Origin of the sequence: uncultured Aquimarina sp., from assembly GCF_947495315.1 — a bacterium.
Classification (GTDB): Bacteria; Bacteroidota; Bacteroidia; order Flavobacteriales; family Flavobacteriaceae; genus Aquimarina.
Map to the genome: position 1 here is coordinate 249,024 of NZ_CANLYD010000007.1, position 12,098 is coordinate 261,121.

Below are 12,098 nucleotides of genomic sequence, written 5' to 3' on the forward strand. Positions count from 1 at the left end.
AGGTTAGGCTGTAAATTTTAAGCGCTCATCGTGTGTGGAAAATACAGACTAATTGTTGTTCCTTTATTATACTCACTTTCTATTTCCAAAACTCCGTTTTGCTTTTCTACTAGTTTCTTAGCGATGCTTAGGCCAAATCCGGTACCTCTTTCATTTTCTGTTCCTGTTGTAGAATTATTCTTTTCTGTAGTAAAAAGATCATAAAGACTCTCATTACGTATTCCTATTCCTTTGTCCTCTATCACTATTCTTACTTGTCCTCCTATTTTTTCGGATTTTACTATAATATCAGATCCTCGATGAGAAAACTTTATCGCATTCGCAATCAAATTTCGCATAACAGTTTCCATCATAGCCGGATTAATAGTAACCTTTAGATCTTTTGGTAATTCATTTATTAAACTAATTTCTTTATTTTTTGTTTTTAAATCAGAAAATGCAAAAACTTTATCTACGATAACAGAAATTTTCTTCGTTTCTAGCAAAACCTGTGATTGCTTTTTATAAATATTACCCCATTCTAGTAAATCTTCTAACAAATTATTCCCTTTGTCAGCAGCCTCTTTTATCATATTCTTTATCTGATCACGTTCCTGAATATTATCCACTTCATCTACCATATCGATAAGAGACCTTAATTGATAGAAAGGAGTTCTAAGATCATGTCCAATAATTCTAAAGAGATCATCTTTTGATTGATTCATTTCTTTAAGCTCCTCATTTTTGATACTTATCAATCTATTTGCCTCTTTTACTTTTCTGGATAGCTGTACGAGTAGACGTTGACAAAAATATGCCATCAGACCACCTCCACTTACAATCACAAAATAAAATGCTAATTTCTCTATCGGAAATTTAGGGTAATAAAACATACATAATGTGATGAAAATAAAATTAATGGTAAGTAAAAAGATAATATGTCTAAAATGCACCAACATTCCCACAGCAAAAAATAGTAGAGATACAATTACTTCTACTTTTAAAAAGAATGATTCAAATTCGAAATTAGGGTCTAGTACTCCATAAAAAAGTGAAGACATCATTCCTAAAACAATAGTATATACCGAAAGCGTAAGTAATCTAGACTTTCTGATCAAACCACCTTTCTGTAATAATAAACCAATAGTAACTATTGTGAAAGTGATAACTGCCCTTTTAAAATAGACACTTAGCCCTCCTTCATTATACTCTACGACACCATCTAATATTATTCCTGGCAATGCAATAAACATTACAGTGAACAACACTTTGTCAAATTGAAAGAACTTGGGTAATTTTCGGGATGTATTACTAATATTCATATCAATATCAATTTATTTAGCCCCGTTAAACTTTATATAGAAACAGAAATTAAACTTCAACCATATCGTTAAAGTTAACAAAAAAATCGATAAAAAGCATCTTTTTGTTTGTTTTTTACAAAAAAAGTAAGAACACAGGTACATTTACTCACGATTATACGATCGTTAAAATTGTCTTTTTTTATTAATTCTTGTTGGTATCTCGTAAAAGTTTCGTCTAAGTGTCTATAGCAATACATAGATGATACACAAATTTTTCATAATATTAGTAGCCTATTCTTTTTTTGGTAATCAAATAATGGTCCAGAAAAAATACCAAAGAGAATATTACAGTGATGGCTCTATAAAAGCTGAAGGTTGGAAGAAGGATAATCAAAAGGTAGATTATTGGTATACATATCATCCTAACGGAAATATTTTAGAGCAAGGACATTATAGAAATAATAAGAAAGAAGGATATTGGTATTTCTATTCCTCAGAAAGCAAACTCATTAAAGAAGGACATTTTATAAATGATAAAGCAGAAAAATGGTGGATTATTTACGATATTGCCGCAAGTAGTCAGAAAGATCAAATTATCAAAAAATATCAATACCAAAATAACAAAAAAAATGGGTACTGCCTATTATACAAAAATGATAAGCTCTTTAAAGCAGAAAAATACGTTGATGATCATAAAATGGGAGAATGGACAGATGTTTTTAGCTTTAAAAAAGACAATCCCAATGCTTCACTATAAATGAATCCCATAATCAAAGTTATCATACCTGCCTATAATGAAGAGGACTCTGTAGGTCATGTAATTAATGAAATTCCTAACCAAGTTTCTGAAATAATTGTCGTGAGTAATAACTCGACAGACAATACCGAAGCAGTAGCAAAACAAGCTGGTGCTGTTGTACTAAGAGAGGAAAGAATGGGATATGGATATGCCTGTCTTAAAGGTTTAGAGTATGTTGCTTCGCAAAAAATTACACCAGAAATTATCGTATTTCTAGATGGTGATTATAGTGACTACCCTGAAGAATTGACAAAGATTATTGAACCTATTATCAATCAAGATATCGATATGGTCATTGGCGCAAGAGATAAAAAATTAAGAGAATCAGGTTCTATGACCGTTCCACAGATTTTTGGGAATTGGCTTGCTACAAGTTTAATGAAACTTTTTTTTGGAGCAAAATTCACAGATTTAGGACCTTTTAGAGCAATTAAATACAATAAGCTTCTGGAATTAAATATGGAAGATAAAACCTATGGATGGACAATAGAAATGCAACTAAAAGCAATAAAAAAGCAGTTTACCTATATAGAAGTCCCTGTTCGTTATAAAAAGAGAATAGGCGTCTCAAAAGTTTCAGGAACCATAAAAGGTGCTATCTTTGCAGGCGTTAAGATTTTAAGTTGGATTTTTAAATATAGCTTTGCATAATGGATATTGCTATCATTGTTATTTATACAGTAGCTTTACTAATAATTTTCTTGTACAGTTTGGCACAGTTGAATTTACTTTTCAACTATCTTAAGTCTCGTAAACTGGACGATAATTCTCCTACTTTTGACCTTTCCAAAGAAGAAGAGACTCCTTACGTTACTATTCAATTGCCAGTGTATAATGAACTCTATGTGATGGAACGTTTACTGGATAACATTGCACTATTAGAGTACCCTAAAGACAAGTTAGAAATACAGGTGTTAGATGATTCTACAGATGAATCTGTGGATACTACCGCAGCTCATGTTAAGCAACTACAAAATGCTGGTTTAGATATTCAACATATCTGTAGAGAAGATCGCTCTGGGTTTAAAGCAGGAGCCTTAAAAGAAGGATTAAAAATTGCTAAAGGTGAATATATAGCAATCTTTGATGCTGATTTTCTTCCTGGTAAAAAATGGTTGTTACAAACAATACCTTATTTCAAAAAAGAAAACATTGGTGTTGTACAAACTCGCTGGGGGCATATCAATCGAAACTATTCTATGTTGACTAAAATTCAGGCTTTTGCACTGGATTTTCATTTCACGATGGAGCAAGTTGGTCGTAATTATAAAGATCACTTTATTAATTTTAATGGAACCGCAGGTGTGTGGAGAAAGAAATGTATTGAGGATGCCGGAAACTGGCAAGGAGATACATTAACAGAAGATTTAGATTTAAGCTATAGAGCACAGCTCAAAAAATGGAAATTCAAATATCTTGAAGAAGTAGAAACTCCTGCAGAATTACCAGTTGTTATTAGTGCTGCCCGTTCACAACAATTTAGATGGAACAAAGGTGCCGCAGAAAATTTCCAGAAACTATATTGGAAAATGCTGAAAGACAAAACGGTACCCTTTAAAACTAAATTTCATAGTTTCTTTCACTTACTAAATAGTAGTATGTTTTTATTAGTACTACTAGTTGCAATATTAAGTGTTCCAGTGATGTACATTAAAAACAGTAATCCAATGTTTAGCTGGTACTTTAATGTAATTGCCTTCTTTGCATTAAGTACGGTGATATTTTTCTTCTGTTACTGGCATACCTTTAAGAAAATCCATAGTGGTGGATTTTGGAATTTTATAGAATACATAAAAATGTTTTTTACCTTCTTCTCTATAGCTATGGGGTTCTCTGTACATAATTCAATGGCAGTTTTAGAAGGTCATTTCGGAAAGAAAAGTGAATTTGTCAGAACACCAAAATTTAATATAAATACACTTAAGGATTCCTGGAAAGGAAATAAATACGTGAATAAGAATATTTCTGGAAATACAATCATAGAAGCATTCCTTATGTGCTATTTTGCATTTGCTTTATACAGTGCCTTTAAACTTCAGGACTTTGGATTGTTTTTATTTCACATCATGTTATTCCTTGGATTTGGGTTTGTATTCTTTAAGTCAGTTACTTCTAAAATATAATAATGGTTAGACTTTGGAAATACCATAAGTTTTCCATCATCTTTACCTTATTTTGTGCCTTATTTTACTGGAGTTTTGCATATCAACTAGAACGTATTGACTTTCTAAAAATGTTTGGTTTATGGACCGGATTATTCTTTCTTTCTTATAAAATTATTAAAACCAACCCTAACAACATTAAATTCTTAGCTGGTATTGCTTTAGGATTTAGAATCATATTTCTATTAGCCATACCTAATCTATCTCAAGATTTTTATCGATTTATCTGGGATGGTCGTATGTTACTAGAAGGATTTAATCCATATCTATCATTACCCCAAACGTGGATCGCACAAGGTAATGCTCCAATTGCTCAAGCACAAGAGTTATATGAAGGTATGGGCACACTTAATGGTAGTCATTATACTAATTATCCTCCGATCAGTCAATTCTGTTACTTAATCGCCGGAATTTTTGCTGGAAAAAGTATTCTGGGCTCAGTAGTGGTTATGAGATTACTGATTATCTTGGCAGATGTCGGTACTTTTTTCTTTGGAAGAAAATTATTACGAATACTCCAGATACCAGAAAACAGAATATTTTGGTACATCCTGAATCCTTTTGTTATTCTTGAGCTCACAGGAAACCTTCATTTTGAATCAGTCATGATATTTTTTATTATCTGGTCATTATATCTACTGCAAAAGGGATATTGGTATTGGGCAGCCATTGCTCTTGCGCTTTCTGTTTCAGTGAAACTAATTCCATTATTATTTTTACCATTATTCTTTCAGAAGTTCATAGTCGGCTTCGACAAGCTCAGTCTAAAATATCGGATTTTAAAACTTGTTGGATTTTATAGTATCGTTATTATCACAACTGTACTTCTTTTTGCTCCTTTTTTATCTTCAGAATTTATCTCTAATTTTGGTAAAACTATTGGCCTTTGGTTTCAGAATTTTGAATTCAACGCTAGCATTTATTACATCATTCGCTGGATAGGTTACCAAACTATTGGCTGGAATATCATTGGCACGGTTGGTAAGATTTTACCATTAATTGTGATTGGGATCCTTTTACTGCTCACGTTTTTAAGGAAAAACAAAAGTACAACTCAGCTAATTACAGTAATGATGATTGGAATTTGTAGTTATTATTTCTTATCAACTACGGTACACCCCTGGTATCTGTCAGTTCCTTTAGCGCTTTGTGTTTTTACAAAATATAAGTTCCCTATTTGGTGGTCATTTGTCATTATATTTAGCTATACTGCATATATGCATCCAGATTTTAAAGAAAATTTATGGTTTGTTGCTCTAGAATATAGTACCGTATTTGGTATTTTTATTTTCGAAGTGTTTAAAAACACAAAAATAGTTTCACTAAAATATATTTATAATTGAGATTTACATTACATAGTAAAATATGCTATCTACTCATAACATCATTTATAAGTAGTTTTTCATTTTCTCAAGACACTTCTTCTGCTGTAATAGACTCATTACAAAACGATTGGAGTCTATGTAAATATATGACCAACAAACATTATTGTGAATCGAATTCGAATAGATTGTACTGTAATTATCAAATTAAGTTTATAAAAAATCAATTTATCTTACTAGAAGATTCAGAAAAAATTGATGAAGGAGATTTTGAAATCCAACATGAATATGACAATGCTTTCTTAATGAGTTTCTACTCTACATTTAATAATGAAATTTTGAAATTATTAGGATCTGAAACCATCAAGCTTTTTAACGAAAAGGAAAAAGGGTTTATACTGTATGCGGAGTCACCAGCAAATTTATTTGTATTAAAAAAAATATAGCGACATTTTGAAAATCAATTTCAGAAAAATAGGAAGAAGATTATTACGATTTATAGTATTCATTATTATTTTGATTCTTTGTGGATACATATTCCTATATATAAAACAAGAACGTTTCTTTTTTAACCCTAAAGTATTATCTAAGGATTATACCTATTCTTTTGATCAATCTTTTGAGGAAATCAACATTAAGGTAGAAGATGATGTGAGTTTAAATGCTTTATTATTTAAAACCGATTCTATTAGCAAAGGTGTAATCCTATACTTTCATGGAAATGCAGGAGCAATTCATGAATGGGGAGAGCGAGCATATTTATATACAGAAAATAGCTTTGATGTCTTATTTGTAGATTATAGAGGATATGGTAAAAGTGATAGTTTTTACGAGGAAGAATCTGAATTGTATAATGATGCCCAAAAAATATATGATTATGTGCTTACTCTTTATGAAGAAAAAGATGTTATTGTATTAGGATATTCAATAGGAACAGGGTTTGCATCGTATACTGCAGCAAAGAATAATCCTAAACTTCTTATTTTAGAAGCTCCGTATTATGCTTGGAACGAATTCATAGCCAATATAGCTCCTGTTCCGCAAGCATTAATTAATTATGAAATTCCGTCCTATAAGTTCATAGGAGAAGTCAAGTGCCCAATTCGCGTTTTTCACGGTTCTAAAGATTTCCTGATCAAACCAGAAGAGCATTCTAAACGACTAAAAAAATTATATCCCGATAAAATCGAACTTACACTCATCAAAGGTGCTGGACATAATGGTATTTACCTATCTAAACAATATTATGATGAGTTACAGGATTTGTTGAAGAGGTATTGAGATCTGAAGAAGGATTGCTTATTCCTTACCACTATTTTCAAAATGTTTAGCCAAAATATCTTTGATTTTCTGTTTAAGATAGAGTTCTTGACTATATAGTTCGGTAATGTATGCATTGAGAATCTTAAGGTTTTCGAATGTATGATTAGGATCAAAATTTTCTCTTGAGAGTAAAAAATTAGCGATTAGTTTCCAAGTAATTTCAACACCGTCTTCTTGAAGCTTATAAAGCTTTGAAAGATCATTCACTAATTCAAAATCTAATAAACTAATTGAATTAGTAATCCTAATAGTCTCCCAAGATGTTTTCTGTGGCGAAGGAGGCATAATACCGGAAGGATTCACATCACTCATTAACTCTAAACCAGTTTTATTTATTTTCCCTTTTATGGTACCCACCGAGTCAATTATTTTCAATAATCTTTGAGTTATTTTTTTGTGGTAGGGAATAACCTTCTTTAAACCTATGAAATTTTGCTTCAGTTCATTTTCAAGATTATGTAACGATTCTTCTTTTTGACTGTTTAACTGTTTCGTAGCACGAATTTCATTCACTCCAAGTGCAAAAAGAATACTAAATATTATAAGTAAAGATTCAATTATGATTTGAAAACCATTTATCCTTTTTAAAAATCTTCTCATGTCAAAAACTCGTAAGGGGTTTTGCATCTTTGATAAGAATAATTACATCAAACTTGAAAATAAATTGTTTTACTTTTCTTGAAAATTTATTAGCATAAGGCCTTAATGCTCTTGTATCTATGACAAGATATTTTTCATCCGATTTACCTGTTAACGCTAGAAATTCTTCTGGAAGGTATTTATTTTCGTTTATGGTATGTAATGTCTTTGATGGCTCGAAAGGATTTGCTAGTCTTTGTACTCCTGAAATACCCATTGCTAAAATATGTAAAGATTCCATTCCATTCATAATGGCTAATTCTGAACATAAATTAGAAATATCATAAATATTAGTTCTTGTTAAACCAAGAGCAGCATGATTTGCACCAAGCTTGAAAACTACCTTTGGTAATGAATCTAATAAAGAGGCTTTTCTGTAATAATTCATAAAGTTTGACTTCATTAAACGACCTCTGATTTGATTGTTTAAATAATATTCACCATTAAAATTATATTCGTAGATTTCTTTAGTTTTCCAAAGTTGTTCAATAATTTCTTTCTCTACAGAATCAATAGTTAGGCTCATTAATTCTTGATGAATTGATTCACTATACTGAAATATAAAAGGAGCCATAAAATCTTTTTCTTCTATTGCTTTTTTATAAGATGTTATTGCTTGTTCCCTTAAAGGAATTAATGCGTTCTTTAACTTTTTATTGCTAGTCCGGTTAATAATATAATCAAAGTTATATCTAAACTGTGTCATTAGACTTTGATCAATCCCCCATAGAGAACCTTCTAATTTGAATATATTTTTAAACATCTCAAAGTCCTCATAATTATTATAAAAAGGTATCGTAAAAGGATATTTTTTTTCAAATTCTTTTGCCTTGTTTATAGGAGATTCTAAATCTAAAAACGAAGAAAGTGTTTTTGCTGCTACGTCATCTGTTTCAATACACAAAGTTCTGAATCCAAAAGGTTGGGCAATGTTATACAAAAGACTTGTTATTTCACCAACTTCAATAATACCGTGTTGTTCTCCTAAAAAAACAAACTGACTTTCCTGAATCTTAGGCTTAATAAATTGTGTAAATTTTGAATTAGATATATCTGCAATAAAAAAACTATTAGTTTCTAAAAGTCCTTTTTCCTGACCATTTACACTTAAAAAAAAGGTCCATATAATTGACAAAATAACAACTTGTTTCATTTCAAAAGTCTTTATTCAAAACTAGAGATTTCAACACTTTGTTTTTTTAAAATTTTTCTCAATGTAAACTATCGCTGTATTAACCTAAATATTTTGAGCACAGACTTTACTATATACAATATAAAGATGTTGAATTCATCAAAATTATCCATTGTACTAGAGTCATAATGGTTTTAACCTATTGGAAATATTCTATTTTTGATACAATTATAGTTTATGAAAAATTTTTCAATATATAAGAGGATACTTATATCCATTGCTGTTTCCACAATTTTTGTTGTACTCATTTGGTTAACATCTCAATTTAAAGAGCCTCCTGAAATTAATTTTTTGACTTTTGTTTGGTTTCTTATTGCCCACGTTACATTTGAAGTTATTTGCTTTTTTCAAAAAAAGATGCGTAACTCTAAAATACTACAGAAAAATTTAATCCAGCAAATACTATTTCTTTTATCAAGCATTGCAATAGGGACATTAGCATATTCCTTATTATTTTTTGGTTTTAAATGGATGGATCACTTACTATATTATAGTGAGAAGCCTAACTCAAAGCATATGACCCTTGCATTTATTATTGGACTTTGCTTATCCATCATATTCTCCCTAATTCAGTATTTATCAGATTTGAAAAACCAACATTTCTACACATTAATTGAAAATGAAAAGATTAAAAGTGAAATTACAGAAGCCAATCTTCTTATTTTAAAAAATCAATTGAATCCACACTTTCTCTTTAATAATTTTAATACTCTTTACTTTCTTATAGATGAAGACACAGAGTCTGCCAAAAGTTTTTTAAAAAATATTTCGAGTATTTATAGAGTAATGCTTCAAAACAAAAATAACTCAGTAATAGATGCAAAAGAAGAATACGGTCTTGCTATACAATATCTTGATATTATGAAACAACGCTATCAGAACGCTTTAATCATCAATAACAACCTATTTCTTAAGGAAATTGCAGGCAAAAAACTTCCTCCTTTAGTACTCCAACAACTTATTGAAAATGCTATTAAGCATAACCAAATTGATAAGGACACTCCCTTAGAATTACAATTTAATAATGATAATGATTCATTGTCAATTACCTCTATAGGGATAAAAAAAGTATCTGGAGATCACCTCGGATCTGGATTACAAAATATCCAAAAAAGATATAGTTATCTTACAAATGAAAAAGTGAAAATAGTATCTAAAGAAAAAATATTTAAAGTAACCATTCCATTTATATAAAATGAAAATAAAAACGGTTATCATAGAAGATGAAATCACTGCCTTGCAGCATTTACAAAAAATTCTCAATCAGGTCTCTTTCGATTTTGATGTAGTCAAAATTTTAAGTTCAGTTAAAACAGCGACAAAATGGTTTCAAAACAATAAAAGACCTGATCTAATCTTTATGGATATTCAGCTTTCTGATGGTATTTCTTTTCAGATCTTAGAGAATGTAGTTATTGACACCTCAATTATTTTTACCACAGCCTACGATCAATACGCCATTAAAGCTTTTAAAACAACTGGAATTGATTACTTGCTAAAACCTATTACCAAGGAGGATGTAAACATATCTGTATCCAAATTTGTAGAAAAATTTGCTATAGATAATGACTCTTCATTCTTAAAAAACATGGATCTTATAAATCAACTTAAAACAAAAGAGCAATACAAGAAACGATTCTTATTAAAAGACGGCAAGAAATATACACCAGTAAATATTGAGCAGATTGCATACTTCTATAGGGATGAATCCGTGTTTGTAAAGCTAAAAAATGGTGATTCTTATATAATAGACGAATCTTTAGAACAACTACAAAAAGAATTAAATCCAAATCATTTTATACGATTGCACAGAAAATTACTTACTAACATTAGTGCTATTAAATCTTTAAAAAACTATAAACCAGGACGCTTTGTTGTCCAACTTGAACCTACATATGAAGATGGTATATATTTAAGTCAAGAACGCTCAAGTTGGTTACGAAATTTTTATAGTTAACACTAAAAAGGTATAGCTTTTAAGAATTTATCTGGAAAGAAAGTTTTTATAGAATGAAAAGTGGTGAAATAAAATTGTAAGAACAGCTAATACATTTAATTCAAAAGTACAGAATCAAACAGTATTGTGATGAATTAAATGAGTTGTTGGCTAGGTATTAATTATTTAATTCAGGCCTTTTTTCAAAAAACCCCTTTATTCCTGTGTCTTTGTTTATTGTAATAAAGTATTCTGGATTTCCGGATCCAGATCCTCTCGAAGTAAACAGAACTAATTTTTCAATATCAGAATCAAAGTTTATATAACCTCTGTAATTCTTTAAATAGCGTACATCTACCAAATAAATTTCTCCATTTTCATTAGTAAGATGAATGCACTTAAACAATTCACCTTTAGAATACGTTAGATAGCTATTACTAGAAAGAACTTTCGTAGAATCAATTATACTAGCATAACTAGTATCATACCTTTCAATGATATTGTTATGTTCAGATTTGATTTGAGAAAAAGAACATAAAGAATAGAATGATAAAGTTACAAAAATTAGAGGCTTAAAACTTCTCATGAAATTGATTTACATCATCCTCAAGTTAATAACTTCTTGTTCTGTGAGTATTCGCCAATGACCTCTGGGAAGATCTTTCTTAGTCAATCCAGCAAAAATAACTCTGTCTAATTTCACTACACCGTAATTAAGGTGTTCAAAAAGTTTTGTTACGATTCCGTTTTTTGAAGACATCAATTGAATTCCAATTTCACTTTTAGCAGCCCCTTCTATATAAGAAATCTCATCCACCTGGATATAACCTTCCTCTAATTTGATCCCTTTTTCTATTTTCTGAAAATCTTCGAACTTAAGATTGCGATCTAACTCTACATGAAAGATTTTACGAACTCCTGTCTTATGATGTGTCAATTTTTTTTCTAAATCCACATCGTTGGTAAACAAAAGTAATCCTGTTGTATTACGTTCTAATCTACCAACTGGTTTTAATCTATTTTTAGAAGCATTGGCTACTAAATCCATTACTGTTCTCGTTTTCTCTGGACTCGTAGAGGTCACAAAACCTTTAGGCTTATTAAGTAGCACGTATTCTTTTTTCTCTGGAGTTATCAGTCGTCCATCGAATTTAACCTCATCAGTAAGCTTTACTTTGTAACCCATTTCTGTAATAGGTTTTCCGTTTACCCAAACACTACCTGTCTTAATATACAAATCTGCATCTCTCCTGGAGCAAACACCGGAATTAGCTACAAATTTATTTAATCGGATTTCATCAGAATCAGAAATCTTTTTAGGTGAGTTATTTTTATTTTTTATTGGGGCATTACCTTTAGTATATGATTTCCCTTTTGGTTTTCCTCCTTGTCTTCCACTTCCTTTTCCTCTATTGGAATTGTCTCCACGACTCATATCTTAC

Annotated in this window: 13 protein-coding genes; 8 read left to right on the forward strand and 5 right to left on the reverse strand. The window is 30.4% G+C overall.

What is annotated here, in order from left to right; all coding sequences use genetic code 11:
* Positions 1–17 precede the first annotated feature (17 nt).
* Positions 18–1,301, reverse strand: coding sequence for a HAMP domain-containing sensor histidine kinase (locus Q0910_RS14715; RefSeq protein ID WP_299218047.1), 1,284 nt, complete (start codon positions 1,299–1,301; stop codon positions 18–20).
* Between the two features lie 241 nt (positions 1,302–1,542).
* On the opposite strand from Q0910_RS14715, the gene Q0910_RS14720 reads away from it, so the two are divergent.
* The 6 genes from Q0910_RS14720 to Q0910_RS14745 are packed head-to-tail and all read left to right on the forward strand — an operon-like array spanning position 1,543 to position 6,847.
* Positions 1,543–2,040 (forward strand): hypothetical protein, encoded by a 498-nt coding sequence (locus Q0910_RS14720; protein WP_299218049.1) that lies wholly within the window; start codon positions 1,543–1,545, stop codon positions 2,038–2,040.
* Complete coding sequence (locus tag Q0910_RS14725; protein ID WP_299218051.1) at positions 2,041–2,733, forward strand: glycosyltransferase family 2 protein; 693 nt, start codon at positions 2,041–2,043, stop codon at positions 2,731–2,733.
* Complete coding sequence (locus Q0910_RS14730) at positions 2,733–4,205, forward strand: cellulose synthase family protein (protein ID WP_299218053.1); 1,473 nt, start codon at positions 2,733–2,735, stop codon at positions 4,203–4,205. The genes Q0910_RS14725 and Q0910_RS14730 overlap by 1 nt, the downstream gene beginning before the upstream one ends.
* Before the next feature lie 2 nt (positions 4,206–4,207).
* Positions 4,208–5,587, forward strand: a complete 1,380-nt coding sequence (locus tag Q0910_RS14735) for a mannosyltransferase (protein WP_299218055.1) — start codon at positions 4,208–4,210, stop codon at positions 5,585–5,587.
* Complete coding sequence (locus Q0910_RS14740; protein ID WP_299218058.1) at positions 5,584–6,012, forward strand: hypothetical protein; 429 nt, start codon at positions 5,584–5,586, stop codon at positions 6,010–6,012. Before Q0910_RS14735 ends, Q0910_RS14740 begins: the two co-directional genes overlap by 4 nt.
* A 7-nt stretch (positions 6,013–6,019) precedes the next feature.
* Entirely contained in the window at positions 6,020–6,847 is an 828-nt protein-coding gene (locus Q0910_RS14745) for an alpha/beta fold hydrolase (RefSeq protein WP_299218061.1), read from the forward strand.
* An 18-nt stretch (positions 6,848–6,865) separates the two neighbouring features.
* Here the strand turns inward: Q0910_RS14745 and Q0910_RS14750 are convergent, their stop codons facing one another.
* Complete coding sequence (locus tag Q0910_RS14750) at positions 6,866–7,489, reverse strand: hypothetical protein (protein ID WP_299218063.1); 624 nt, start codon at positions 7,487–7,489, stop codon at positions 6,866–6,868.
* A 1-nt stretch (position 7,490) separates the two neighbouring features.
* Positions 7,491–8,681: a hypothetical protein gene (locus Q0910_RS14755; RefSeq protein ID WP_299218065.1), complete on the reverse strand. Its 1,191-nt coding sequence runs from the start codon at positions 8,679–8,681 to the stop codon at positions 7,491–7,493.
* 216 nt (positions 8,682–8,897) lie between these two features.
* Here Q0910_RS14755 and Q0910_RS14760 point away from each other — a divergent pair, with 216 nt between their 5' ends.
* The gene (locus Q0910_RS14760; protein WP_299218067.1) at positions 8,898–9,914 is read left to right on the forward strand and encodes a histidine kinase; all 1,017 of its coding nucleotides are present in this window, start codon (positions 8,898–8,900) and stop codon (positions 9,912–9,914) included.
* 1 nt (position 9,915) lies between these two features.
* Positions 9,916–10,677, forward strand: a complete 762-nt coding sequence (locus Q0910_RS14765; protein WP_299218070.1) for a LytTR family DNA-binding domain-containing protein — start codon at positions 9,916–9,918, stop codon at positions 10,675–10,677.
* A 157-nt stretch (positions 10,678–10,834) separates the two neighbouring features.
* Here the strand turns inward: Q0910_RS14765 and Q0910_RS14770 are convergent, their stop codons facing one another.
* Positions 10,835–11,242, reverse strand: coding sequence for a hypothetical protein (locus tag Q0910_RS14770; protein WP_299218072.1), 408 nt, complete (start codon positions 11,240–11,242; stop codon positions 10,835–10,837).
* Positions 11,243–11,251: 9 nt separating this feature from the next.
* A complete protein-coding gene (locus tag Q0910_RS14775) occupies positions 11,252–12,091 on the reverse strand; it encodes a pseudouridine synthase (RefSeq protein WP_299218074.1) in 840 nt (279 codons plus the stop codon).
* Positions 12,092–12,098: the final 7 nt, after the last annotated feature.